24 protein-coding genes and 1 tRNA gene are annotated in these 23,558 nt (G+C 65.5%); 10 read left to right on the top strand and 15 right to left on the bottom strand.

The window, feature by feature from the left end; translation table 11 throughout:
• Positions 1 to 58: 58 nt before the first annotated feature.
• From rpsA to aroA, 3 genes are all read right to left on the bottom strand, one after another.
• Positions 59 to 1,765 (bottom strand): 30S ribosomal protein S1, encoded by a 1,707-nt coding sequence (gene rpsA, locus ACZ5TO_RS01210; protein WP_184145206.1) that lies wholly within the window; start codon positions 1,763 to 1,765, stop codon positions 59 to 61.
• A gap of 113 nt (positions 1,766 to 1,878) precedes the next feature.
• Positions 1,879 to 2,511, bottom strand: coding sequence for a (d)CMP kinase (gene cmk / locus ACZ5TO_RS01205; RefSeq protein ID WP_464799258.1), 633 nt, complete (start codon positions 2,509 to 2,511; stop codon positions 1,879 to 1,881).
• Positions 2,508 to 3,875, bottom strand: a complete 1,368-nt coding sequence (gene aroA / locus ACZ5TO_RS01200; protein WP_464799257.1) for a 3-phosphoshikimate 1-carboxyvinyltransferase — start codon at positions 3,873 to 3,875, stop codon at positions 2,508 to 2,510. Before aroA ends, cmk begins: the two co-directional genes overlap by 4 nt.
• Before the next feature lie 253 nt (positions 3,876 to 4,128).
• Between aroA and ACZ5TO_RS01195 the strand changes: the two genes are divergently transcribed.
• The 4 genes from ACZ5TO_RS01195 (at position 4,129) to ACZ5TO_RS01180 (ending at position 5,499) form a co-directional block, all read left to right on the top strand.
• Positions 4,129 to 4,518 (top strand): TIGR02300 family protein, encoded by a 390-nt coding sequence (locus tag ACZ5TO_RS01195; RefSeq protein WP_184145209.1) that lies wholly within the window; start codon positions 4,129 to 4,131, stop codon positions 4,516 to 4,518.
• Between the two features lie 145 nt (positions 4,519 to 4,663).
• Positions 4,664 to 4,739, top strand: a tRNA-Ala gene (locus ACZ5TO_RS01190).
• Between the two features lie 152 nt (positions 4,740 to 4,891).
• A complete protein-coding gene (locus tag ACZ5TO_RS01185) occupies positions 4,892 to 5,215 on the top strand; it encodes a type II toxin-antitoxin system RelE/ParE family toxin (protein ID WP_464799256.1) in 324 nt (107 codons plus the stop codon).
• Positions 5,212 to 5,499: a helix-turn-helix domain-containing protein gene (locus tag ACZ5TO_RS01180; protein WP_464799255.1), complete on the top strand. Its 288-nt coding sequence runs from the start codon at positions 5,212 to 5,214 to the stop codon at positions 5,497 to 5,499. The genes ACZ5TO_RS01185 and ACZ5TO_RS01180 overlap by 4 nt, the downstream gene beginning before the upstream one ends.
• Here the strand turns inward: ACZ5TO_RS01180 and ACZ5TO_RS01175 are convergent.
• Together ACZ5TO_RS01175 and ACZ5TO_RS01170 are read right to left on the bottom strand one after the other, a co-directional pair.
• Positions 5,496 to 6,035, bottom strand: a complete 540-nt coding sequence (locus ACZ5TO_RS01175) for an acyloxyacyl hydrolase (protein ID WP_464799254.1) — start codon at positions 6,033 to 6,035, stop codon at positions 5,496 to 5,498. The two genes, ACZ5TO_RS01180 and ACZ5TO_RS01175, sit on opposite strands and share 4 nt — an antisense overlap.
• Before the next feature lie 112 nt (positions 6,036 to 6,147).
• Entirely contained in the window at positions 6,148 to 6,459 is a 312-nt protein-coding gene (locus tag ACZ5TO_RS01170; RefSeq protein ID WP_464800316.1) for a DUF2934 domain-containing protein, read from the bottom strand.
• Positions 6,460 to 6,581: 122 nt separating this feature from the next.
• Between ACZ5TO_RS01170 and ACZ5TO_RS01165 the strand changes: the two genes are divergently transcribed.
• Positions 6,582 to 7,751: a TMEM43 family protein gene (locus tag ACZ5TO_RS01165; protein ID WP_464799253.1), complete on the top strand. Its 1,170-nt coding sequence runs from the start codon at positions 6,582 to 6,584 to the stop codon at positions 7,749 to 7,751.
• Between the two features lie 27 nt (positions 7,752 to 7,778).
• Positions 7,779 to 8,570, top strand: coding sequence for a YdcF family protein (locus tag ACZ5TO_RS01160; protein ID WP_464799252.1), 792 nt, complete (start codon positions 7,779 to 7,781; stop codon positions 8,568 to 8,570).
• Positions 8,571 to 8,575: 5 nt separating this feature from the next.
• Here ACZ5TO_RS01160 and ACZ5TO_RS01155 read toward each other — a convergent pair whose 3' ends face one another.
• Complete coding sequence (locus ACZ5TO_RS01155; protein ID WP_464799251.1) at positions 8,576 to 9,037, bottom strand: hypothetical protein; 462 nt, start codon at positions 9,035 to 9,037, stop codon at positions 8,576 to 8,578.
• 143 nt (positions 9,038 to 9,180) lie between these two features.
• On the opposite strand from ACZ5TO_RS01155, the gene ACZ5TO_RS01150 reads away from it, so the two are divergent.
• On the top strand, positions 9,181 to 9,816 hold the full coding sequence (locus tag ACZ5TO_RS01150; protein WP_184145216.1) for a TRIC cation channel family protein: 636 nt from the start codon (positions 9,181 to 9,183) through the stop codon (positions 9,814 to 9,816).
• Between the two features lie 9 nt (positions 9,817 to 9,825).
• Here ACZ5TO_RS01150 and irrA read toward each other — a convergent pair whose 3' ends face one another.
• Positions 9,826 to 10,245, bottom strand: a complete 420-nt coding sequence (gene irrA / locus ACZ5TO_RS01145; RefSeq protein WP_184145217.1) for an iron response transcriptional regulator IrrA — start codon at positions 10,243 to 10,245, stop codon at positions 9,826 to 9,828.
• A gap of 315 nt (positions 10,246 to 10,560) precedes the next feature.
• Here irrA and fabA point away from each other — a divergent pair, with 315 nt between their 5' ends.
• The 3 genes from fabA to fabI all read left to right on the top strand — a co-directional run bounded on the left by fabA (position 10,561) and on the right by fabI (position 13,186).
• Positions 10,561 to 11,073: a 3-hydroxyacyl-[acyl-carrier-protein] dehydratase FabA gene (gene fabA / locus ACZ5TO_RS01140; protein WP_184145218.1), complete on the top strand. Its 513-nt coding sequence runs from the start codon at positions 10,561 to 10,563 to the stop codon at positions 11,071 to 11,073.
• Between the two features lie 77 nt (positions 11,074 to 11,150).
• The gene (fabB, locus tag ACZ5TO_RS01135) at positions 11,151 to 12,374 is read left to right on the top strand and encodes a beta-ketoacyl-ACP synthase I (protein ID WP_184145219.1); all 1,224 of its coding nucleotides are present in this window, start codon (positions 11,151 to 11,153) and stop codon (positions 12,372 to 12,374) included.
• Between the two features lie 5 nt (positions 12,375 to 12,379).
• Entirely contained in the window at positions 12,380 to 13,186 is an 807-nt protein-coding gene (fabI, locus tag ACZ5TO_RS01130) for an enoyl-ACP reductase FabI (protein WP_464799250.1), read from the top strand.
• 60 nt (positions 13,187 to 13,246) lie between these two features.
• Here the strand turns inward: fabI and ACZ5TO_RS01125 are convergent, their stop codons facing one another.
• The 8 genes from ACZ5TO_RS01125 to infB all read right to left on the bottom strand — a co-directional run bounded on the left by ACZ5TO_RS01125 (position 13,247) and on the right by infB (position 23,498).
• On the bottom strand, positions 13,247 to 14,263 hold the full coding sequence (locus tag ACZ5TO_RS01125) for a class I SAM-dependent methyltransferase (protein WP_464799249.1): 1,017 nt from the start codon (positions 14,261 to 14,263) through the stop codon (positions 13,247 to 13,249).
• Positions 14,264 to 14,338: 75 nt separating this feature from the next.
• The gene (pnp, locus tag ACZ5TO_RS01120; RefSeq protein ID WP_464799248.1) at positions 14,339 to 16,480 is read right to left on the bottom strand and encodes a polyribonucleotide nucleotidyltransferase; all 2,142 of its coding nucleotides are present in this window, start codon (positions 16,478 to 16,480) and stop codon (positions 14,339 to 14,341) included.
• Positions 16,481 to 16,741: 261 nt separating this feature from the next.
• The gene (gene rpsO, locus ACZ5TO_RS01115; RefSeq protein ID WP_184145223.1) at positions 16,742 to 17,011 is read right to left on the bottom strand and encodes a 30S ribosomal protein S15; all 270 of its coding nucleotides are present in this window, start codon (positions 17,009 to 17,011) and stop codon (positions 16,742 to 16,744) included.
• A gap of 137 nt (positions 17,012 to 17,148) precedes the next feature.
• A complete protein-coding gene (locus ACZ5TO_RS01110) occupies positions 17,149 to 17,334 on the bottom strand; it encodes an SH3 domain-containing protein (protein WP_464799247.1) in 186 nt (61 codons plus the stop codon).
• Positions 17,335 to 17,514: 180 nt separating this feature from the next.
• Positions 17,515 to 19,167, bottom strand: coding sequence for a sensor histidine kinase (locus tag ACZ5TO_RS01105; protein WP_464799246.1), 1,653 nt, complete (start codon positions 19,165 to 19,167; stop codon positions 17,515 to 17,517).
• A gap of 246 nt (positions 19,168 to 19,413) precedes the next feature.
• Positions 19,414 to 20,346 (bottom strand): tRNA pseudouridine(55) synthase TruB, encoded by a 933-nt coding sequence (truB, locus tag ACZ5TO_RS01100; protein ID WP_464799245.1) that lies wholly within the window; start codon positions 20,344 to 20,346, stop codon positions 19,414 to 19,416.
• 17 nt (positions 20,347 to 20,363) lie between these two features.
• Positions 20,364 to 20,771, bottom strand: a complete 408-nt coding sequence (gene rbfA / locus ACZ5TO_RS01095) for a 30S ribosome-binding factor RbfA (RefSeq protein WP_184145227.1) — start codon at positions 20,769 to 20,771, stop codon at positions 20,364 to 20,366.
• Between the two features lie 72 nt (positions 20,772 to 20,843).
• The gene (infB, locus tag ACZ5TO_RS01090) at positions 20,844 to 23,498 is read right to left on the bottom strand and encodes a translation initiation factor IF-2 (protein WP_464799244.1); all 2,655 of its coding nucleotides are present in this window, start codon (positions 23,496 to 23,498) and stop codon (positions 20,844 to 20,846) included.
• Positions 23,499 to 23,558 lie beyond the last annotated feature (60 nt).

Below are 23,558 nucleotides of genomic sequence, written 5' to 3'. Positions count from 1 at the left end.
AAAGAAAAAGCCCGCGGAGATCGCTCTCCGCGGGCTTCTTCATTTCATAAGCGAAGGCTTACTCGGCGTTGTTGCGGTTCTTCAGAGCCGCGCCGAGGATGTCGCCGAGCGAAGCGCCCGAGTCGGACGAACCGAACTGTGCGACGGCTTCCTTCTCTTCGGCGATTTCCAGCGCCTTGATCGAAAGCTGGATCTTGCGATCCTTCTTCGAGAAGTTCAGGACGCGGGCGTCGACGGTCTGGCCGACCGAGAAACGCTCCGGACGCTGCTCGTCACGGTCACGCGACAGGTCGCCGCGACGGATGAACGCGGTGATGTCCTCGTGGTTGACGAGCTTCACTTCGATGCCGCCATCGTTGACCGCGATGACTTCAGCCGAAACGACGGCGTTCTTGCGCAGGTCACCCGAAGCTGCAGCTTCGCCGACCGCGTCGCGGCCGAGCTGCTTGATGCCGAGCGAGATGCGCTCCTTGTCGACGTCCACATCGAGAACGACAGCCTTGACGACGTCGCCCTTGTTGTATTCCTCGATGACCTGCTCGCCCGGACGGTTCCAGTCGAGGTCGGAGAGGTGCACCATGCCGTCCACGTCGCCTTCGAGGCCGATGAACAGGCCGAACTCGGTCTTGTTCTTGACTTCGCCTTCGACTTCCGTGCCGGCCGGGTGGCTGTGCGCGAAGGCCTGCCACGGGTTCTCGAGGGTCTGCTTGAGACCGAGCGAGATGCGGCGCTTCGTCGGGTCGACTTCGAGAACGACGACGTCGACTTCCTGGCTCGTGGACAGGATCTTGCCGGGGTGTACGTTCTTCTTCGTCCAGGACATTTCGGAGATGTGGATCAGGCCTTCGATGCCCGGTTCCAGCTCGACGAACGCACCGTAGTCGGTGATGTTCGTGACGGTGCCGGAGATCTTCTTGCCGACCGGGTACTTCGTGCCGATGCCATCCCACGGATCCGACTCGAGCTGCTTCATGCCGAGCGAGATACGGTGGGTTTCCTGGTTGATGCGGATGATCTGGACCTTGACCTGCTGGCCGATGGACAGGATTTCCGACGGGTGGTTGACGCGGCGCCAGGCCATGTCGGTGACGTGCAGCAGGCCGTCGATGCCGCCGAGGTCGACGAACGCACCGTAATCGGTGATGTTCTTGACGACGCCGTCGACGACCTGGCCTTCTTCGAGGTTCTGGACGATTTCAGAACGCTGCTCGGCGCGCGATTCTTCGAGAACCGTGCGGCGCGAAACGACGATGTTGCCGCGGCGCTTGTCCATCTTGAGGATTTCGAAGGGCTGCGGGTTGTGCATGAGCGGCGTGACGTCGCGGATCGGACGGATGTCGACCTGCGAACGCGGCAGGAAGGCGACGGCGCCGTCGAGATCGACGGTGAAGCCACCCTTGACCTGGTTGAAGATGACGCCTTCGACGCGCTCGCCGGCTTCGAACTTGACTTCGAGCTTGGCCCAGCTTTCTTCGCGGCGAGCCTTTTCGCGCGACAGAACGGCTTCACCAAGCGCGTTTTCGATGCGCTCGACATAGACTTCGACTTCGTCGCCGACCTTCAGCGTGCCGTCCTTGGACTTGGCGCCGAATTCCTTCAGCGGAACGCGACCTTCAACCTTGAGGCCGACGTCGACGATGGCGACGTCCTTTTCGATCGCGGTAACGATGCCCTTGGCGACATAGCCTTCGGCGAGATCGTTAGCGGCGAAGGATTCCTGCAGAAGGGCTGCGAAATCTTCGCGCGTGGGGTTTGCTTGAGACATTGAAACTCCTGATGTGCCTACGGGCACGGGCGCCGGGGGTTAGCGTTGGTGATGAACGAGGCGATGTCCGCTGCCTCGTGGGCAGCAAATCCGGCGCGGGGACAGGCCTTGTTCTATTGTTTAAGGGCAGCGTCGATGAACGACTTTGCCGCGGAAAACGCCGCCTCTATACTCATTTCCGAGGTATCGAGCAAGTGCGCATCGTCCGCAGGCTTCAACGGACTGTCCGCCCGGCCCATGTCGCGCTCGTCGCGGCGGCGGATATCGTCGAGGATCGTATCGAAATCGGCCATACCGCCGCCGGCGATGATTTCGTCGTGGCGGCGCTTGGCGCGCACCTCGGCCGAGGCCGTGACGTAGAGCTTCACCGGCGCATCCGGGCAGACGACCGTGCCGATGTCGCGCCCATCCAGCACCGTGCCCGGCTCGCGCGCGGCAAAGCCGCGCTGCGCCTCCACCAGCGCCCGGCGCACCGAGGGCATGACCGCGATCTTCGAGGCCGCCTCGCCGATGCCGTGGGCCGACAGCACCGCGCGGTCGAGCCCGGCGAGATCGAGATTGCGGGCGACTTCCGCGGCGACCGCCTCGTCGTCGAGCGGCAGGCCGCGATCGAGAAGCGCCTTGGCCGTCGCCCGGTAGGTCAGGCCCGTATCGAGATGGTGAAAGCCATAGACTTCCGCGATGCGGCGCGAGAGCGTGCCCTTGCCGGCAGCCGCGGGCCCGTCGATGGCGATCGTGAAGGTCATCGGGCGCTTGCCTCATGCAGTTCGATCTTCGCGCCGAGCCCGGCCATGAGGTCCATGAATTCCGGGAAGCTGGTCGCGATCATCGTCGCGTCGTCCACCGTCACCGGGTTTTCCGAGACGAGGCCCATGACGAGGAAGCTCATGGCGATGCGGTGGTCGAGATGGGTGGCCACGGCCGCGCCCGACGCATTGCCAAGGCCCTTGCCGTCCGGGCGGCCGCGCACGACGAGCGAGGCTTCGCCCTCCTCGCAATCGACGCCGTTGAGCTTGAGGCCGGTGGCGACGGCCGCAAGGCGGTCGCTTTCCTTGACGCGCAGCTCCTCGAGGCCGTTCATCACCGTCGTGCCTTCCGCGAAGGCGGCGGCGACGGCGAGAACCGGATACTCGTCGATCATCGACGGTGCGCGGTCTTCCGGCACCGTGACGCCCTTGAGGGACGAGGAGCGCACGCGCAGATCCGCCACGTCCTCGCCGCCGGCAAGGCGCGGGTTCATGACCTCGATATCCGCGCCCATTTCCTGCAGCGTCAGGACAAGGCCGGTACGGGTGGGGTTCATCAGCACGTTGAGGATGGTGACGTCCGAGCCCGGAACGAGGAGCGCGGCGACCAGCGGGAAGGCCGTCGAGGACGGATCGCCCGGCACGTCGATCACCTGGCCGATGAGCTTGCCGCGGCCTTCGAGGCGGATCGTGCGCACGCCGTCCGCATCCGTCTCGACCGTCAGGTTCGCGCCGAAGCCCTGCAGCATCTTTTCGGTATGGTCGCGCGTCATCACCGGCTCGATGACCGTCGTGATGCCCGGCGTGTTGAGGCCGGCGAGGAGGACGGCGGACTTCACCTGCGCGGAGGCCATCGGCACGCGGTAGGTGATCGGCGTCGGGCTCTTCGGCCCGTGCAGCGTCACCGGCAGGCGGTCGCCGTCGGCGGACGTCACCTGCACGCCCATTTCACGCAAAGGATTGAGCACGCGGCCCATCGGGCGCTTGGTCAGCGAGGCATCGCCGATGAAGGTGGAATCGAAATCGTAGACGCCGACGAGGCCCATGGTGAGCCGGCAGCCGGTGCCGGCATTGCCGAAGTCGAGCGGGGCTTCGGGCGCAAGCAGCGCGCCGTTGCCGACGCCGTCGATGATCCAGGTGTCGCCGTCCTTGCGGATCTTCGCGCCCATGGCCTGCATGGCCTTGCCCGTGTTGATGACGTCCTCGCCCTCGAGCAGACCCGTAATCCGCGTCTCACCGCTCGCAAGGCCGCCGAACATGAAGGAGCGATGGGAGATCGACTTGTCGCCGGGAATGCGGACGGTCCCGGAAAGGCCGGAGGATTTGCGGGCGGTTGCGGGCCGGCTGCTTGCGCCGTGCGACATGGGCGTCTTCCTTATATGGCAGCTCTCCGCCGGGCGCTCCGGGGAGATCGCCGGCTTGCTATCACAAACGATTTAAACCGTCATCCTCCCGGCGAAAAACAATCGCCGCGAAGGGACCTGCCGTTGCCGCCTCAAGTTAGGCTTTGACAGGATTGCGCAAGACGATTAAGGGGACCGGCTAATCAATTTCCCCTTCAACGCGCCGGAACCCCCGGCCCCGCCGGAAGAAGACGGCACCTGAGAGGCTTTGACAGTGGCAAAACCGGAACTCGGAACCAAACGCATCGACCCGGAAACGGGCAAGAAGTTCTACGACCTGAACCGCGATCCGATCGTTTCCCCCTATACGGGCAAGTCCTATCCGCTCTCCTTCTTCGAGGAGACCTCCGCGGCGGCCGTTCTCGAGAAGGATGAGGACGAGGACGTCAACGAAGTCGATACGGAGAACACGGAAGTCGAGCTCGTCTCGCTGGAGGATGCCGACGAGGACGCATCCGGCGGCGACGACCTGCCGGACCTCGGCGACGACGATGTGGAGATCGACGGCGACGACGACGATACGTTCCTGGAACAGGACGAAGACGACGACAACGACGACATGAGCGACCTCATCGGCGTCACCGGCGACGAAGACGAAGCCTAAGACCTTGATAATCCGGCCGGTTTCAAAAAAATCGGCCGGATTTCATTTTTCGGCTTGCCATCTTCCAAGACGGCAAGTAATAAGCCGCCACACCGAACGGCAACGCCGCTTCGGTTCCCGGAAACCGGCCTTGCCGGACCCTTATGGGGCTATAGCTCAGCTGGGAGAGCGCTTGCATGGCATGCAAGAGGTCAGCGGTTCGATCCCGCTTAGCTCCACCAAATCTCTCCTGATAATACAGTAAGTTACCGGCCAGCGACTTTTGCTGCATTTTGCTTTCGGACTTCGGGGCACCCCGAGGACGCAAATCAGCGCTCCGCCTCATACCGCCATACCCATTGCATGACTATCGCATATTTGCTATATAGCCTTCATGCGATGGACGGTTGAAACCCTCGAAATTGTCGATTCAGAAATCGAGGCGTTGCCGCCCGGACTTCAGGCCCGGCTTATCCGCCTCATGGAAGCGGTCGAGAACGTTGGCCTGGAGCAATTGCGGGAGCCGCACGTCAAGCATCTGGAAGGCAAGCTTTGGGAACTGCGCGCCAAGGCTTCCGAAGGTATCGCACGCGGCATTTACGTGACCGTCACCGGACGGCGCGTGGTCATCCTGCATGTCTTCGTGAAGAAGTCGCAGAAGACCCCGAAAGCCGCCCTTGAGATTGCGAGAGCGCGGATGAAAGAGGTGAAGCCATGACGAAAATTGCAGACCTCAAGAAGAAGCTGATGGACAACCCGGAATTCCGGCAGGAATACGAGAAGGCCGACGCGGAATTCCGGCTTATCGAAACCCTCGTCCATGCCCGGACGAAGGCGAAGCTCTCCCAGGCCGAGCTTGCAAAGCGCATCGGCACGACGCAATCGGCCATTGCCCGGCTGGAAGGCGGCGGCGTTTCCCCTTCCCTCTCCACCCTGCGCCGATATGCCGAGGCCACCGGCGCCAGACTTGAAATCAATCTGGTAATGCCGGAGCGGGTCTAGAACCGCACGCCGACGGCGAGGCCTGCGTGGGTGATGCCGTCGTTGGGGCCGTTGCAGAGGTTGGCGTTGGAGGAGTGGTCGATCGTCGCCATGACGTTCACCGTTTCCGAGACGCGCACGCCGAGGGCGGCGTGCTCGCGGAAGAGGAAGCGGCAGCCGAGAAGCGGGCCCGTGCCGCTGTCGAGGTTGCCGTTGTGCACCGTGCCGCCGGCGCCGATCTCGGCAAAGAAGGCCTCGGTGATCGGCACATGCCAGTTGAGGCCGAGATAGGCCTGGTCCGTCGCGTCCGCGCCGCCGGACACGCCTACCTGGACGCGCGGCTCGAGAAGCGCCTTGGCAAGGCCGGTCTGCGAGGAATGGAAGGGCGCCAGATAGACCTCGGCGGAGCCGACGAGGCCCTTGTCATGGGACGAATCGCCATTGAGGCTGCCGCCGACGCCCACGCGGACCTCATCGACAAGATCGCCGGCCAGCGCGCAAGAAACAGGAAGGCCGGCAAGAACCGTCGCCAACGCGACCGCAAGACATGATTTCATGACATCCCCTCGAATCACGGCGAGGAGTGTCATCGGCGCCGCGCCGTTTGTACAGGCCAAAAAGCGGTGGGCACCAAAGTGTCCGGCAGCCTTTCGGGCAATCGGGCGGGCTTTACGGCTGCTCGCGCATTCCGGGCGTCGCCTCGCGTTCGTCGGCGTCCTCCAGGTCGGCCTTGACCATGAACACGTCGCTGTGTTCGCGGACCGCCTCGCGCAGGGCCGCAAGGTTCGGCTCGTCGTCGGGGCCGATCTCGCCCTCGCCCTTGTCGATCTCGTGCTCGCCGGCAAGGTCGATCTCGCGCTCCGCCTGAAGCCAGTGATCGTCGGGCTTGCCCTCGGGCGCCCCCTCCTGCTGCCAGAGTTCATAGGCACGCTTGCGGATGCGGTCTTCGCGGTCGTCTGTCATGATCGTACTCCCTTTGATCGATCGTGCGACCGAACGCGGGGGGCGTCAAGATGTTCCCCGCTTGCGCAGTTCAGCGACCGCGAATAAGCATGGCTTTCCGGGCGTCTCACCCGGGACGCCAGCCTTGTCGGGGGGACATCATGAGCTTCACGGAAACGACGACCACGTCCTGGTTTTCCAGGCTGAAGGGAGCGCTGGTCAGGATCCTGGCCGGCTTCATCCTGCTCATCGCCTGCGTCATCCTCCTCTTCTGGAACGAGGGGCGTTCCGTGAAGACCTATCGCGCGCTCGTCGAGGGCGCGGGGCTCGTCGTTTCCGTCGGGAACGACAGCGTCGATCCGGCCAACGAGGGCAAGCTCGTGCACATTTCCGGCCCCGTGAAGCCGGTCGGCGTGCCGCAGGACAACGCGCTCGGCATTTCGGCGGAGGGCGCCGCCGGCCTCGAGCGCATCGTCGAGATGTACCAGTGGGTCGAGACCTCCAGATCGGAGACGCGCAAGCAGCTCGGCGGCAGCGAGGAAACCGTCACCACCTATTCCTACCACAAGGAATGGAAGCGTGACGCGGTCTCTTCGGACAGCTTCCGCCAGCCGGGCCACGACAATCCGCAAAAGCCGGTCGCAGATGCCAGCTTCGCCGTTCCATCCGCGACGATCGGCGCCTTCAGCGTCGACGGGCGGACGGTCGCGCGGCTCGGCGAGGAACGTCCCGTGCCGCTCGCCGCCGCGGACGCAGGCCGGCTCGGCGAGGCGGCGACGCTCGGAAAGCCGGTCGCCATCGTCGGCGGCCAGGCCGTCTTCTCCCTCGATCCGCAGAACCCGCAGGTCGGCGATATCCGCATCCGCTTCGAGCGCTCCGACATTGCCGAGGCAAGCTTCGTCGGCGCGCAGCGCGGCACGGCGCTTGCGCCCTACAGGACGACGAACGGGCGCGACCTCTTCCTCAGCGAAGCGGGCATCGCCGATGCGAACGCCATGTTCGACGCGGCGCAGAGCGAGAACACGATCGTCACATGGCTCGTGCGCGTCGGCGGGCTCGTCGGCCTCTTCGTCGGCTTTGCCTTCATCCTGTCGTTCCTCGGCGTGATCGCCGATGTCGTGCCCTTCGTCGGCTCCATCGTGCGCTTCGGCACGACGGCGATCGCGCTCATCCTCACGCTGCTGCTCGGCCCGGCGGTCATCGCCGTCGCCTGGATCGCCTATCGCCCGCTCATCGCCATCGCCGTCCTTGCCGCCGGCATTGCGCTTGCGGCCGGCATCCTCTATCTGCGACGGGGCAAGGCCGCGGCGGCAGCGCCCGCCGGGGCATGACGGGTTGGCAAGCAGGACGGGCATGGCGTGACCTTCTACGTTTCGAAGATCTTCTGGGTTCTCGCCCAGCCGCTCTCGCTTTGCCTGCTGCTCGTCCTTGCCGGCCTCGCGGCGGGCCTTCTCAAGTGGAACCGGCTGCGTCTTGCGGCGCATCTTGCCGCCGCGCTCCTCCTCTTCGTGACGCTGTTCACCACCACGGGCGCCGTGCTGCTGCAGACGCTGGAGGCGCAGATCGCGCGCGCGACGCTTCCGGAAGGCAGGCCTTCCTGCATCATCACGCTCGGCGGGGCCTTCGAGCCGGACGTGACGACGGCCCGCGGCGGCTTCGAGCTGAACCAGGCCGGAGACCGCTTCGTGGAGACGCTGCGGCTGGCGCAGCAGTTCCCCGCCGCGCGCATCCTGATTTCCGGCGGCGACGGCTCGCTCAGTGGCGCCTATGAAGGGGATGCGGTGATCGGCACCCGGTTCTTCGCGGCCTTCGGCGTGCCGGCGAGCCGGCTGATCCGCGATCCGGATTCGCGCGATACCTACGAGAACGCCGGCAACACGAAGACGCTTCTTGCGCAGAACGGACTGGGGAACTGCCTGCTGGTGACCTCGGCCTTCCACATGCCGCGCTCGGTGGGCCTTTTCCGCAAGCTCGGCATCGACGTGCTGCCCTGGCCGACGGATTACCGCACGACCGGCACGGCAAGCCTCGGGCTGGACCTGACGCAGCCGTCGGTCAACACCCAGCTCCTGACGACGGCGGTGCGCGAGTGGATCGGCCTTGCCTTCTACTATATGGCGGGCCGCACCAGCGCCTTCCTGCCGCAATAGGCCGCCTACTTCTTCGAGATCGTCTCGAAGCGGGCGTTGCGCACGCGGATCGTCATCGTGCAGTATTCGCTGTCGCTGCGCCCGCAGCTTGCCGCGTTCGCCTTCAATTCCAGCACCATGTTGCCGAAGCGCTTCTTCATCGTATAGCCGTAGAGATCGGCGGTCGCGGCGAGGAAATAGCCGCCCTCGGCCACCCGGATGTAGAATTCGTGCGGGCAGCCGACATTGCCGCACAGGCCGCCCGGCACGCCGTCGCAATTGACCGCGCCGAGATTGAAGATCGCGTCGACGAGGCCGTCATTGTTGAAATCGATGCTGTCGGCGAAGTCCGCGCCATAGATGGCGCTCTTGCAGCGGCCGGCGACTTCCGCCTCCACGGCGGCCAGAGCATCGGGCACGATCTCGGCGGCGCGCACCGGCAGGGCGCTTGCGGCGAAGGCGGCGGAGAGAAGCGCGAGGGTTGTCATGCGGATGGCCATCTCTCAAACCTTTCCATGGCGGGCGATTCGGTCATTATGCGAGCCGGTGCCGGGTGATTCTGCGGCGGGCACTCTACTGCGGCAAAGCTGTCGCGAGGCTTGGCCGCAAAGGACCTGCAAGGAGGGAATGCGTGCCGATCCTGGAACTGCTCGATTATACCGGCGTCGCGGTCTTCGCCGCCACCGGCGCGCTGTCGGCCTCGCGCAAGCAGCTCGACATCATCGGCTTCGTGTTCCTGGCCGCCGCGACGGGCATCGGCGGCGGCACGTTCCGCGACGTCATCCTCGGCGCGACCCCGGTCTTCTGGGTGGTGAACCCGACTTATCTTCTCGTCTGCGTAGCGGTGGCGCTCATCGTCTTCGTGCTCTCCCACCGGATCGAATCGCGCTACCGGCTGCTGCTCTGGCTCGATGCGATGGGGCTTTCGGCCTATTGCGTGATGGGCGCGGCAAAGGGCCTCGCCGCAACCGGCTCGCCGACCGTGGCGATCACCACCGGCGTATTGACGGCAAGCTTCGGCGGCATCCTGCGCGATCTTCTCGCCAACGAGCCCTCCGTGCTGCTGCGGCCGGAGGTCTACGTCACCGCCGCGCTTGCGGGTGCCGCCGGCTTCACGGCCGCGATGGCGGCGGGCGCGCCGCTCTGGGCGGCCTCGGCCATCGGCATCGGCACGGCCTTCGTCGTGCGCGGCGGGGCTCTCCGCTTCGGCTGGCGCTTTCCGGTCTACAAGCCCCGGCCGGGGCGGCATCCGGACGATGTCATGTGAGGGGAAGGATCAGGCCTTGCGCGGGCGCAGGCGGATGATCACGTCGACATGCGCGATCTCCATGCCTTCCGGCGGCTCCGGCAGGTTGCCGATCTCGATATTGCTCACCGGAATGTCGAGGACGTGGTTCTCGCCCTCGACGAAGAAATGGTGATGGTCCGACACGTTGGTGTCGAAATAGGTCTTCGCGCTCTCGACGGCCAGCACCCGGATGAGGCCGGCCTCGGTGAACTGGTGCAGCGTGTTGTAGACGGTTGCAAGCGACACCGGAACGCCGGCGGTGACGGCTTCCTCGTGCAATTCCTCGACCGTGAGATGCCGGTCGCCCTTGGCGAAAAGCAGATCGGCGAGAGCGACGCGCTGGCGCGTCGGGCGCAGGCCGCAGTGGCGCAGGCGCTCGTCGATGGGCATCTCGTATGCATGCGTCATGGGCAAGGGATCCGCTCGTGTGGCCTTGAACAACAATCTTGAACTTTCGATATAACTTTAGCACGGCCGGGATTCAATAGGATCGCAGGGGCCAAACCGCGTGCAACCTGCGGAAAACCGGGGCCTTGGTGGCTTTCCGGCCACTTTGCGCTGGCTGTGGCCGCAAGCATCATGTATGCGAACTGCACAATTCATGTCTCGCCCGGACGGGGCGCGGCGATAAAAAGACAGGGAGCAGGGTGCTTCAAATCGTGCCTCGCCTCCTCTAAATCTAACGCTGACCAAGCGTGTTCAAGACCGGGGATGAGACATTCGATGACCAGGCAATCCAGCTACAACTACGAGGAAATTCTGGCCTGCGGCCGCGGCGAGCTGTTCGGCCCCGGCAATGCGCAGCTTCCTCTGCCGCCGATGCTGATGGTTCACCGCATCACCGACATCTCCGAGACGGGCGGTGCCTTCGACAAGGGCTACATCCGCGCCGAATACGACGTGAAGCCGGACGACTGGTATTTTCCCTGCCATTTCCAGGGCAACCCGATCATGCCGGGGTGCCTCGGCCTCGACGGCATGTGGCAGCTCACCGGCTTCTTTCTCGGCTGGCTGGGGGAACCCGGCCGCGGCATGGCGCTTTCCACCGGCGAGGTGAAGTTCAAGGGCATGGTGCGCCCGGAGACGAAGCTCCTCGAATACGGCATCGACTTCAAGCGCGTCATGCGCGGCCGCCTCGTGCTGGGCACCGCCGACGGCTGGCTAAAGGCCGATGGCGAGACCATCTACCAGGCGACCGACCTGCGCGTCGGCCTGTCGAAAGACAAGGAAGCCTGAGGCGGCGACGGCCGCCTTGAGCCCGAGGGCGGCGGCAAGCCGCCTTCGCAACGGACGTTCTAAAAAAGGTCAATATCATGAGACGGGTAGTTGTCACGGGTCTGGGGATCGTATCCTCCATCGGGAACAACGCGGACGAAGTGACGGCATCGCTGCGCGACGCGCGCTCGGGCATCAGTTTCAGCCAGGATTTCGCCGACCACGGCTTCCGCTGCCAGGTCTGGGGCTCGCCGGATATCGATACGACCGACCTCGTCGACCGCCGCGCGGCCCGCTTCCTCTCGCAGGGCGGGGCATGGAACCACGTCGCCATGAAGCAGGCGATCGCCGATTCCGGCCTGGAAGAGGCCGACTACGCGGCCAACCCGCGCACCGGCATCATCATGGGCTCGGGCGGCCCCTCCACCCGCACGCTGATCGAGGCGGCCGAGATCACCATCAAGAACAATTCGCCCAAGCGCATCGGCCCCTTCGCCGTGCCGAAGGCGATGTCGTCCACGGCCTCGGCGACGCTCGCCACCTGGTTCAAGATCCACGGCGTCAACTATTCGATCTCGTCCGCCTGCTCGACCTCGGCGCACTGCATCGGCAATGCCGCGGAGATGATCCAGTGGGGCAAGCAGGACATGATGTTCGCCGGCGGCCACGAGGACCTCGACTGGACCATGTCGAACCTCTTCGACGCCATGGGCGCCATGTCGTCCAAGTACAACGACACGCCCGCGACGGCTTCACGCGCCTATGACGTCAGCCGCGACGGCTTCGTCATCGCCGGCGGCGCCGGCGTCCTCGTGCTCGAGGAACTGGAGCACGCCAAGGCCCGCGGCGCGAAGATCTATGCCGAGATCACCGGCTACGGCGCGACCTCGGACGGCTACGACATGGTGGCTCCGTCGGGCGAAGGCGCGATCCGCTGCATGCGCCAGGCGCTTTCCACCGTGAAGGGCGAGGTCGACTACATCAACACGCACGGCACCTCCACGCCCGTCGGCGACTCCAAGGAGATCGGCGCGATCCGCGAGGTGTTCGGCGACAAGATCCCGCACATCCAGTCGACCAAGTCGCTGACCGGCCATTCGCTGGGCGCTGCCGGCGTGCAGGAATCGATCTACGGCCTCCTGATGATGCAGGCCGGCTTCATCGGCGAGAGCGCGCACATCACCGAGCTCGATCCGGAATTCGAGGGCGTTCCGATCGTGCGCAAGCGCATCGACAACGCCAAGATCGACACGGTTCTTTCCAATTCCTTCGGCTTCGGCGGCACGAACGCCACGCTGGTCTTCCAGCGCTACAACGGATGACACGCATGACGGGGATCATGAACGGCAAGCGCGGCCTGATCATGGGGGTCGCGAACAACCACTCCATCGCCTGGGGTATCGCACAGAAGCTCGCCGGTGCCGGCGCGGAACTCGCCTTCACCTACCAGGGCGAAGCGCTCGGCAAGCGCGTGAAGCCGCTTGCGGCCGAGCTCGGCTCCGACTTCGTGCTGCCCTGCGACGTCGAGGACATCGCCTCGGTGGATGCGACCGTCGCCGCGCTCAAGGAGAAGTGGGGCAAGCTCGACTTCGTCGTGCACGCCATCGGCTTTTCCGACAAGAACGAGCTGAAGGGCCTCTATGCCCACACCACGCGCGAGAACTTCTCCCGCACGATGGTCATCTCCTGCTTCTCCTTCACGGAGATCGCCAAGCGGGCGGCCGACCTCATGGAAGACGGCGGGGCGATGCTGACGCTGACCTATGGCGGCTCCGTCCGGCTAATGCCGAACTACAACGTCATGGGCGTCGCCAAGGCCGCGCTTGAAGCCTCCGTGCGTTATCTCGCGGGCGACTACGGCCCGCGCGGCATCCGCGTCAACGCCATCTCGGCCGGCCCGATCCGCACGCTGGCCGGCGCCGGCATTTCCGATGCCCGCGCCATGCTCTCCTGGCAACAGAAGAACGCGCCGCTGCGCCGCACGGTCACCATCGAGGATGTCGGCAATTCCGCGCTCTACCTGCTCTCGGACCTTTCGAGCGGCGTCACCGGCGAGATCCACTACGTGGACGCCGGCTACAACATCACCTCCATGCCGACGCTGGAGCACCTTCGAAGCGCGGACAGCGAATAACAAAAAAAACGGCGCGAAGTTTAAAACTTCGCGCCGTTTTTGCTTGATGGCGGCCGTCGATCAGCGCCGGCCCCAGAGCACCTTGAAACGGGCGTTGCGGCAGACTTCGCCGCTTTCCTTGAAGGCTTCCGCCAGAACCGGCTCATAGGGCAGGCCCCGGTTGGCGACCATCAGCAGGCGTCCGCCGGCCTTCAGCGACTTCGCGGCCATGCGGATCATGCCGGCGCCGAGCGCGTGATCGGCGGCATGCCCTTCGTGGAAGGGCGGGTTCATGACGATGAGGTCGTAGTGGTCGCGCGGCGTCTCGGCCGTCAGGTCGAACCAGTAGTAACGCGCCGGCACGTTCGGGCAGTTCTCCGCCATGTTCTCCCTGGCCGCCTCCAGCGCCTCGTAATGCGCCTCGAAGAGGTCGATGCCCTTGGCATTCGGCGCGCGGCCGCCGAGCATGACGGAAAGATAGCCCCAGCCCGCGCCGAAATCGGCGGCGTGGCCGCTGAAATCCTCCGGGATGCGGGTGGCGAGCAGTTCCGAGCCCTCGTCGATCCGGTCGTGCGAGAACATGCCCGGCGCGGCCGTGAAGCGGCCGACGATGCGCACCGGCTTCGCGGCCAGCTTGGCGATCGCCTCGGACGGGTCTTCCGGACGGGCGAACCAGATGGCAAGGCCATGGTATTTCGGCATGGAATCGCCCGAGAGCCCGAGCTGGTCGAGGCGCTTGCGCATGGACTGCACGCCGTCTTCCTTGCCGCCCGCGACGACGATGAGGCCGCCCGTGCGCACGCGGCGCAGCGCCTCTGCGATGCGGTTCTCGTTCTCGCCCTTGTGCTTGGTCATCAGGATGAGCGCGCCGTCGTAATCCTCGCCCTCGATGAGTGGCTTGACCGGCGCGCGCACGGCCTCCAGCCCGCGATAGAGCGAGCGCAGCGGCTGCACGGCCTCCAGCGAGGCGGCGAACCCTTCCGGCGGGCGCTGGCCGGCCTCGGCGCCGAGGAAGAGATAGCGCTCGCCTTCGCCGGGCATGGCGAGCGTGCCGGAGGCGAAGGGATGGAACAGGGTTTTCAGGGCGTCGCGGGTCATGACAGGGTTCCGGTGTTCAAAAGAAAGGGGCGCGGAACGTGCCGCTCCGCGCCCCTTCGATACGTAAGGGATGGCTTACTCGGCAGCTTCGCCGTCGCCCTTCTTGTCGGCGGCGATTTCCTTGCCGGTCGCCTGGTCGACGACCTTCATGGAGAGGCGAACCTTGCCGCGCTCGTCGAAGCCCATCAGCTTGACCCAGACCTTGTCGCCTTCCTTGACGACGTCGGACGTCTTGGCGACGCGCTCCTGGGCGAGCTGCGAGATGTGCACGAGGCCGTCGCGCGGGCCGAAGAAGTTGACGAAGGCGCCGAAGTCGGCGGTCTTGACGACCGTGCCTTCGTAGATCTGGCCGACTTCCGGTTCCGCGACGATGGAGTGGATCCACTTGCGGGCCGCCTCGATCTCCTTGCCGGAGGACGATGCGATCTTGATCGTGCCGTCGTCTTCGATGTTGATCTTGGCGCCGGTCTTCTCGACGATCTCGCGGATGACCTTGCCGCCCGTACCGATGACTTCACGGATCTTGTCAACCGGGATGGTCATGACCTCGATGCGCGGGGCGAATTCGCCGAGCTGGCTGCGGCCTTCGGAAATGGCCTTGGCCATTTCGCCGAGGATGTGCTTGCGGCCGCCCTGTGCCTGGCCGAGCGCGACCTTCATGATCTCCTCGGTGATGCCGGCGATCTTGATGTCCATCTGCAGCGAGGTGATGCCGTCGGACGTGCCGGCGACCTTGAAGTCCATGTCGCCGAGGTGGTCTTCGTCGCCGAGGATGTCGGAGAGAACCGCGAAACGGTCGCCTTCGAGGATCAGGCCCATGGCGATGCCGGCAACCGGCTTAGCCAGCGGAACGCCGGCGTCCATGAGGGCGAGCGAGGTGCCGCAGACCGTTGCCATCGAGGACGAACCGTTCGATTCGGTGATCTCGGAGACGACGCGCAGCGTGTAGGGGAACTGTTCCGCCGTCGGCAGCATCGGGCGGATGGCGCGCCAGGCGAGCTTGCCGTGGCCGATCTCGCGGCGGCCCGGGGAGCCCATGCGGCCCGTCTCACCGACCGAGTAGGGCGGGAAGTTGTAGTGCAGCAGGAAGCGTTCCTTGTACATGCCGGTCAGGCTGTCGACATACTGCTCGTCTTCGCCGGTGCCGAGCGTGGCGACGACGATCGCCTGCGTCTCGCCGCGGGTGAAGAGCGCCGAGCCGTGCGTGCGCGGCAGGATGCCGACTTCCGAGACGATCGGACGGACCGTTTCCAGGTCGCGGCCGTCGATGCGGCTCTTGGTGTCGAGGATGTTCCAGCGGACGATCTTGGCCTGCAGGTGCTTGAAGACGGCGCCGATGACTTCGGCGGTGTACTTCGGCTCGACACCTTCGGGGAAGAAGTGCGCCTTGACCTTGGCCTTGACGGCGTCGACGGCGGCGTAGCGGTCGGCCTTCTGGGTGATCTTGTAGGCGTCGCGCAGTTCGGCTTCGGCAAGGCCGAGCATTTCGGTTTCGAGCTCGGAATAGTCTTCCGGCTGGAAGTCGCGCGGTTCCTTGGCGGCGACTTCCGCAAGCTTGATGATCGCGTCGATCACCGGCTGGAAGCCCTTGTGGCCGAACATGACGGCGCCGAGCATGACGTCTTCGGCGAGTTCCTTGGCTTCCGACTCGACCATCAGGACGGCGTCCTGCGTGCCGGCGACGACGAGGTCGAGGCTCGATTCGTCCATCTCGTCGAGATGCGGGTTGAGGACGTATTCACCGTTGATGTAGCCGACGCGGGCGGCGCCGACCGGGCCCATGAAGGGAACGCCGGAAATTGTCAGGGCGGCGGAGGCGGCAACCATCGACAGGACGTCGGGATCGTTCTCGAGGTCATGCTGGACGACCGTGACGACGACCTGCGTGTCGTTCTTGTAGCCTTCCGGGAAGAGCGGGCGGATCGGACGGTCGATCAGGCGGGAAACCAGCGTTTCCTTTTCCGACGGACGGCCTTCACGCTTGAAGTAGCCGCCCGGGATCTTGCCGGCGGCGTAGGTCTTTTCCTGGTAGTTGACGGTGAGCGGGAAGAAGTCCTGGCCGGGCTTCGGCGCCTTGGCGGAAACCACGGTGGCGAGAACGACCGTCTCGCCGTAGGTGGCGAGCACGGCGCCGTCGGCCTGGCGGGCGATCTTGCCGGTTTCCAGCTTGAGCGGACGGCCCGCCCACTCGATTTCGACCGTATGGGTATCGAACATGTCTTGTCCTTCTTTGCAGATACGCGCACCGCCGCCCGGAAAAGGCGCAGGTGGTCTATCCGCGTTCGTGACGCATCATGGGCAAGACAACGGGAGGCTTCGTTTCCCCGGTCGGTCGCGATTCCCGGCGGAATCGCCCCGAAGAAGCATCCTGCAATCCTGCCCCATGACAGGCCATCGGTTGGTTCCGCAGGACCGGCCCATCCGGCCTGCTGGAAAGGCAGCGGGCGCTCCCCGTCAGGAAGCGCCCGCTGAAATGTCTTAGCGGCGAATGCCCAGCGAAGCGATCAGCTTCGTGTAACGGGATTCGTCCTTCTTCTTGAGGTAGTCAAGAAGCGAGCGGCGGCTGGAAACCAGCGTCAGAAGACCACGACGGGAGTGGTTGTCCTTCTTGTGGTCCTTGAAGTGGCCGGTCAGGTTGTTGATGCGCTCGGTCAGGATCGCGACCTGTACTTCCGGCGAACCGGTGTCGCCTTCCTTGGTGGCGTATTCCTTGATCAGCGCAGCCTTGCGCTCGGCAGTGATCGACATCGAGATGTCCTTTCATGAATGGGAACCAAAGTCGCCAAAAGCCGGGATGTCGTCCAGCGATGGCCGTGAAGGCAAGCGGGCGGGCCCGCATTGCTGGCGTGCCTATAAACCATTCGCCGCCGAAAGAAAAGGCCCGTTTAGCGCTGCTCCGCCGGCTGGCCGGGCGCAAGCGCGCGCACGTCGCCCGCCTTCGGGCAGACGACATAGGCGCCGAACACCCAGCCGAGCCGTTCGCCCTGCCGCGCCACGAAAAGCCAGGGCTTCGTGCCGATCTTCCTCTCCTCGATCACCTCCAGCCGCGTGCCGTTGCCAAGCGTCGTCACGATCGTTCCGTTGGGCGCCGAGCGCACGTTGAGCGGCGTGCCGGTCGGATCGTCGACGAGGCATTCGCCGGCGGCGACGGCGGGAACGCTGCGGCGCAGAGGATCGCCGCGGCGGCGGCACCCTTGAGGAGAAGGGTCATGGAACGCACCTTCGGGGTTTTTCGGAAGGAAACGGCGGCATCATTTGGCGCCGTTCCCGTCATGGGCGTGGTCCTCTCGCAGGCGGGCGAGCGGGATCGTCACCCGCCATTCGATGCCGTCGTCATGCACGATAAAATCCAGCTTGGCATCGAGCGCCATGCCGAGCATGCGTTCCAGCACGACGCTGCCGAAGCCCTTGCGGCTTTCGGCGATCGCCGCCTTGTCGATCGTCGCACGGCTTTCCCGCCAGATAAGGTTGAGGTCCTCGCCGGACGTCGCCCAGGTCAGCGAGACGTTGCCGGTCTCGTTGGCGAGCGCGCCGTATTTGGTGGCGTTGGTCGACAGTTCGTGCAGCGCCATGCCGAGCGTCTGGGAGGCCTGCGGGTCGAGCAGCACGGCGGGCCCGCTGATGCGCACCCGCGCCGCGTCGTCCGGCGTGAAGGGCTTCAACTGGTTCTTCGCCAGTTCCATCAGGTTCACGCCCTGCGTCGCGTTGGCGATCATCAGATCGGTCGAGCGCGCAAGGCCGGCGACGCGCTTGCGGAAGGTCTCGGCGAAGTCGAGGGCATTTTCCGCGCCCGCCGCCGACTGGTTCAGCATGGCCTGGATGACGGTGAGCTGGTTCTTGGAGCGGTGCGCCACCTCGCGCATCAGGAAGCGCACCTCGTTCTCCGACTTGACGCGCGCATCGGCCGCTTCGGACAGCGCCCGCGAGACGGTCTCGAGCTCGGAAATGACATAGCGGCGCATCGCGATCCGCTCGCCGTGGCCGAGCCGGCGCGCATCGGTGGCGAGCAGCCGCACGTCGCGGGAAAGGACGCGCGCGATGCCGAACGCGCTCACCGCGGCAAGCGCGGCGAAGACCGCCCCGCCGATCGTCAGCCACAGGAAGGAGGAGACGGCCGGGGCCTGCACGTCGGCGGACTTCGCCCAGGCGATCATGCGCCAGCCGGCGAGCGAGGAGAATTCGGTGACGACCTGGTAGTTGACGCCGTCCTCCCGCATCTTGCTGACGCCGAGGCGGAGCGAGGGAACGACCTTGAGGAAGATGGGCTTGCCCGTCTTCTGCGTCTCGTCCGTCGAGACGATGACGGTGCCCTGCGTGTCCAGCACCGCGGCGTTCCAGCCCGGCGACAATATATCGGGATTGACCGCGCGCCGCAGCGCCTCGGCGTTCTTCGTCAGCGTCAGCAGCACATGGCGGCCGTTGTGAAGGCGCATCGGCAGGTAGACGTTGAACACCCATTGCTGCGCGGTCTTGCCGAAGAAGAGATCGGAGACCATGCGCTCGCCGCGCGCCAGCGCCTGCCCTGCCGAAGAGGGCTCCGATGCCGCACCCAGCGGCGTGCCGTAGGGAACGCGCGTGTTGAGAAGCTGGCGCATCGTCTCGTCGATGACGAGGAAATAGATGTCCGTGCCTTCCAGCGCCTTCGACGCCTGCCGGTAGAGGCCCGCATAGTCGGGCTCGCGCAGGCTCTCGGAGGTCGACAGGAAGTTGAGCGTCGAGAACATGCCGGAGATCTCGCGCTCGACGGCCCGGTTCACGGCGCCCGTGGAGGTGCGCAGCAGCGATTCGAAGATGCGCTCCTGCGCTTCGTTGGTGCGCTTGAGCACCACGATGGAGAAGAGGAAGGCGGGAATAACGACGACGAGGATGAGGCAGACGAGATAGAAGGCGACCGGGTGATGCATGCGCCGGCGGGCCTGGACGGGGCTGTCGCCCCCTTCCGCCCGTCTGGCGGATGCCGTTCTGTCAGTCGGCGCAATCGTCAACGACCAGCCCTTTCACCCTTCGCCGGAGCGGCCACGGCGGCAATGCGCCGCCCCGGCCCGCCGTCAAGCGAACCTCGCCGGCCCATAAAGCCCTCAGCTTGTGGTGAAATCAAGTCGGGAGCCGTTGGTTCCAACCCCCGAATTCTTGCGTATGCGGCAAAGGCCTCAGCTCGTGAAAACGCGCTTCGGGCGGAATTCGCCGCCGCCGATCTCGCCGATGGCGACCAGCTTGCCGCGCGCGGTGGCATAGGCCTCGTCCGCCGACACCGGCGCATCGCGGCCGCGCACGATGATCGGATTGCCCATGCGCAGGCGGTGCGCCTGGTCGTCATTGACGACGATCTGCGGCAGGCTGGAGAGCGCTTCGCCGGTGTCGATCAGGAAGGCGTCGAGGGCCGCAAGCCGCTCGGCCTCGTCCTCGATCCCCTCCAGAGCCGTGAGATCGGCGAGCGGCACCATGTCATCCTCGCCGAAGGGCGCGACGAAGGTGCGGCGCAGCGCCGAGATATGGCCGTAGCAGCCGAGCTCGCGCCCGAAATCGCGGGCGAGCGCGCGCACATAGGTGCCCTTGCCGCACTCGACCTCGAAGCGGGCCGTGTTCTCATCCGAGCCGATCAGCGTCAGGCGGTGGATCTCCACCTCGCGCGAGGGGATCTCGACGGTCTCGCCGTCGCGGGCAAGGTCATAGGCGCGCTCGCCGTCGATCTTGATGGCGGAGAACTGCGGCGGGATCTGCTGGATGACGCCCGTATAGCCGCCGAGGATCGCCTTGATCGCGTCGGCGGTCGGGCGCGTGTGGGAGGTGCGCGTCACCTCGCCTTCCAGGTCGTCCGTCGAGCGCTCCTCGCCCCAGGTCACGGTGAATTCGTAGATTTTCCGGCCGTCCATGACGTAAGGAACGGTCTTGGTGGCGTCGCCCAGCGCAATCGGCAGCATGCCGGAGGCGAGCGGATCGAGCGTGCCGGCATGGCCGGCCTTCTGCGCCTTGAACAGCCACTTGATCTTGGAGACGGCCTCGGTCGAGCCGAAATCGAAAGGCTTGTCGAGGATCAGCCAGCCGGAGACCGGCCGGCCCTTGGGTTTGCGGGGCTTGGACATCGTTATCCTGGAATATCTTACTGTTCGTCGCCGTCTTCGGCGTCAAGATCGCGGGCGACTTCCGGCGAGCGCAGGAGATCGTCGATCTTCTTGTAATTGTCGAAGCTGGTATCGTCGCGGAAGCGCACGTCCGGCATGTATTTCATCTGGCGAAGCTGCGGGCCGAGACGGCCGCGAATGAACTTGGCATTGCGGTTCAGCGCCTCGATCACCGCCTCATGGTCCTTGACGCCGAGCGGCGTCACATAGGCGGTCGCGTGCTTGAGGTCCGGCGACATGCGCACTTCCGAAATGGAGATCACGGTCTTTTCGAGAAGCGGGTCGCGCACCTCGCCGCGCTGGAGGACCTGGGTGATGGCCGCGCGCACCTGCTCGCCCACGCGCAGCATGCGTTGCGACGGCGCCGAGGATGTTGCTCTGGTCATGATGGTCACCTTCAAAAAAATGCGAGCGCCGAAAAGGTCCGGCGCTCGCATGATACGCTTTTCGCGAGGCGCTTACAGCGTACGCGTGACATGCTCCACGCGGAAGCACTCGATCTGGTCGCCTGCACGGATGTCCTCGTAGTTCTCGAAGGCCATGCCGCATTCCTGGCCGACATTGACTTCCGAGACCTCGTCCTTGAAGCGCTTGAGCGTCTTGAGCTTGCCTTCGTGGATGACGACGTTGTCGCGCACGAGGCGGACGCCCGCGCCGCGCTCGACCTTGCCTTCGGTGACGCGGCAACCGGCGACCTTGCCGACCTTCGTGATGTTGAACACCTCGAGGATCTCGGCGTAGCCGAGGAAGGTTTCGCGGCGCTCCGGCGAGAGGAGGCCCGACATCGCCGCCTTCACGTCATCCACCAGGTCGTAGATGATGTTGTAGTAGCGGATCTCGATGCCCTGGCGCTCGGCGAGCGAGCGGGCCTGTGCGTTCGCACGGACGTTGAAGCCGATGATCGCGGCGTTGGACGCCTCGGCAAGCGAGATGTCCGATTCCGTGATGGCGCCGGCGCCCGAATGAACGATGCGCACGCGCACTTCGTCGGTGCCGAGCTTTTCCAGAGCGCCGGCAATGGCTTCGATCGAGCCCTGCACGTCGCCCTTGATGAGCAGCGGGAATTCCTTGAGGCCGGAATTCTGGAGCTGGTTCATCATCTGCTCGAGCGAGCCGCGCGAACCCGACTGGCGGGCCACCTGCTTTTCGCGGGCGAGGCGCTGGCGGTATTCCGAAATCTCGCGGGCACGGCTTTCGTTCTCGACCACGGCGAACTTGTCGCCGGCGGCCGGCGTGCCGGAAAGGCCGAGGACCTCGACCGGCATGGAGGGGCCGGCTTCCTTGACGTGATCGCCCTTGTCGTTGACGAGCGCGCGCACGCGGCCCCACTGGTCGCCGGCCACGATGATCTGGCCGGGCTTCAGCGTGCCCGTCTGCACGAGGACGGTGGCGACGGCGCCACGGCCGCGGTCGAGCTGGGCTTCGACGACGACACCTTCGGCGGTGCGGTTCGGGTTGGCCTTGAGATCGAGGATTTCGGCCTGCAGGAGGATCGCTTCGAGCAGCTTGTCGAGGTTCGTGCCGTTCTTGGCCGAGACTTCGACGTCCAGCGTCTCGCCGCCCATGGATTCGACGAAGACCTCGTGCTGGAGGAGTTCGGTGCGAACCTTCTGGGCATTGGCGGCCGGCTTGTCGATCTTGTTGATCGCCACGATGATCGGAACACCCGCCGCCTTGGCGTGGTTGATGGACTCGATCGTCTGCGGCATCACGCTGTCGTCGGCGGCGACCACGAGGATCGCGATGTCCGTCGCCTGCGCGCCGCGGGCACGCATGGCGGTGAACGCGGCGTGGCCGGGCGTGTCGATGAAGGTGATCTTGTTGCCGTTCTGCTCGACCTGGTAGGCGCCGATATGCTGCGTGATGCCACCGGCTTCGCCGGCGACCACGTTGGCATGGCGGATGGCGTCGAGCAGCGAGGTCTTGCCGTGGTCGACGTGGCCCATGATGGTCACGATCGGCGGACGCGATTCCAGATCGCCTTCCTCGTCGGCAACGTTGAAGATACCTTCCTCGACGTCGGATTCCGAAACGCGCTTGACGGTGTGGCCGAATTCGCCGGCGATGAGTTCGGCCAGGTCGGCGTCGATCAGATCGCCGGGCTTCATCATCTGGCCTTCCTTCATCAGGAACTTGATGACGTCGACGGCGCGTTCGGACATGCGCTGCGACAGTTCCTGGATGGTGATGGTCTCCGGCAGAACGACTTCGCGCATGACCTTCTCGCGCGTCTCCTGCATCATGGAGCGCTTGAACTTCTCCTGGCGGCGGCGCATGGCCGAGAGCGAGCGGCCGCGCTGCGTGCCGTCCTCGTCGGTCGAGGCGGTCGTCAGCGTCAGCTTGCCCTGGCGGCGGCCATCATCGGTCTTCGGGCGGGCCGGCGCCTTGGCCGGTTCCGGACGCTTGACGGCGCCGCGGTTGGCGGGCGCACCGCCACGCGGGCGCTTGTCGTCTTCCTCTTCGGCATCGCGGCGGCCACGGCCGGCGACGGCGGCCGGCGTGGAGACCGGGACGCGGCCCGGCTGCGGACGCGCATCGGCGGCGGTTTCCGCGACGGCGGGCCGTGCCGCCGGCTGCGCGGCAGCGACCTCTTCCACGGCAGGAGCCGGCGCTGCGGCCTCGGCGGCGCGGCGCTCTGCCTCTTCCTTCTCTCGGACGAGACGGGCTTCTTCCTCGGCCTTGCGGCGGGCTTCCTCTTCCACCTTGCGGCGGGCCTCGTCCTCGGCGCGCTGGCGCGCTTCGGCGGCGTCGCGGATCTGCGCTTCGGCAAGCGCGCGGCGACGGGCCTCGACCTCTTCGGCGGAAAGCTGGTTCAGCACGACGCCGACGCGCGGACGGCCCTGGTCGGCCTGCGGGGCCTGACGGGAGGGCTGCTGCGCGGGACGCGACTGCTGCGGCTCGGGCTGGCGCTGCTGCACCGGAGCAACGGGCGTCACGGGGCGCTCGTCTTCCGGGCGATTGATGCGGCGCTTGCGGGTTTCGACCACGACGGCCTTGGTGCGGCCACGACCCATGTCCTGGCGCACGGTCCCCTGCTGAACCCCGGAGGGCTTCAGCGTCAGGGTCTTCTTGCCTGCCACGCTGATCGTCTTGTCGTCTTTGTTGTCGGTCATTCCGTTCCGTTCCTAATCAGGGCCGGATGCGGATCGGACCCTGTCGTTCGATTGTGTTCG

The sequence above is a fragment of the Shinella sp. Sh6 genome (assembly GCF_055392685.1).
Note: the sequence above shows the minus strand (reverse complement) of the source record. Positions and strands in the feature narration are given on the sequence as shown.

Bases quoted from the DNA above. Each gene is read 5' to 3' on its own strand.
- rpsA (WP_184145206.1), bottom strand. From the start codon at position 1,765: ATGTCTCAAGCAAACCCCACGCGCGAAGATTTCGCAGCCCTTCTGCAG.
- cmk (WP_464799258.1), bottom strand. From the start codon at position 2,511: ATGACCTTCACGATCGCCATCGACGGGCCCGCGGCTGCCGGCAAGGGC.
- aroA (WP_464799257.1), bottom strand. From the start codon at position 3,875: ATGTCGCACGGCGCAAGCAGCCGGCCCGCAACCGCCCGCAAATCCTCC.
- ACZ5TO_RS01185 (WP_464799256.1), top strand. From the start codon at position 4,892: ATGCGATGGACGGTTGAAACCCTCGAAATTGTCGATTCAGAAATCGAG.
- ACZ5TO_RS01180 (WP_464799255.1), top strand. From the start codon at position 5,212: ATGACGAAAATTGCAGACCTCAAGAAGAAGCTGATGGACAACCCGGAA.
- ACZ5TO_RS01175 (WP_464799254.1), bottom strand. From the start codon at position 6,035: ATGAAATCATGTCTTGCGGTCGCGTTGGCGACGGTTCTTGCCGGCCTT.
- ACZ5TO_RS01165 (WP_464799253.1), top strand. From the start codon at position 6,582: ATGAGCTTCACGGAAACGACGACCACGTCCTGGTTTTCCAGGCTGAAG.
- ACZ5TO_RS01155 (WP_464799251.1), bottom strand. From the start codon at position 9,037: ATGACAACCCTCGCGCTTCTCTCCGCCGCCTTCGCCGCAAGCGCCCTG.
- irrA (WP_184145217.1), bottom strand. From the start codon at position 10,245: ATGACGCATGCATACGAGATGCCCATCGACGAGCGCCTGCGCCACTGC.
- fabA (WP_184145218.1), top strand. From the start codon at position 10,561: ATGACCAGGCAATCCAGCTACAACTACGAGGAAATTCTGGCCTGCGGC.
- fabB (WP_184145219.1), top strand. From the start codon at position 11,151: ATGAGACGGGTAGTTGTCACGGGTCTGGGGATCGTATCCTCCATCGGG.
- fabI (WP_464799250.1), top strand. From the start codon at position 12,380: ATGACGGGGATCATGAACGGCAAGCGCGGCCTGATCATGGGGGTCGCG.
- ACZ5TO_RS01125 (WP_464799249.1), bottom strand. From the start codon at position 14,263: ATGACCCGCGACGCCCTGAAAACCCTGTTCCATCCCTTCGCCTCCGGC.
- pnp (WP_464799248.1), bottom strand. From the start codon at position 16,480: ATGTTCGATACCCATACGGTCGAAATCGAGTGGGCGGGCCGTCCGCTC.
- rpsO (WP_184145223.1), bottom strand. From the start codon at position 17,011: ATGTCGATCACTGCCGAGCGCAAGGCTGCGCTGATCAAGGAATACGCC.
- ACZ5TO_RS01105 (WP_464799246.1), bottom strand. From the start codon at position 19,167: ATGCATCACCCGGTCGCCTTCTATCTCGTCTGCCTCATCCTCGTCGTC.
- truB (WP_464799245.1), bottom strand. From the start codon at position 20,346: ATGTCCAAGCCCCGCAAACCCAAGGGCCGGCCGGTCTCCGGCTGGCTG.
- rbfA (WP_184145227.1), bottom strand. From the start codon at position 20,771: ATGACCAGAGCAACATCCTCGGCGCCGTCGCAACGCATGCTGCGCGTG.
- infB (WP_464799244.1), bottom strand. From the start codon at position 23,498: ATGACCGACAACAAAGACGACAAGACGATCAGCGTGGCAGGCAAGAAG.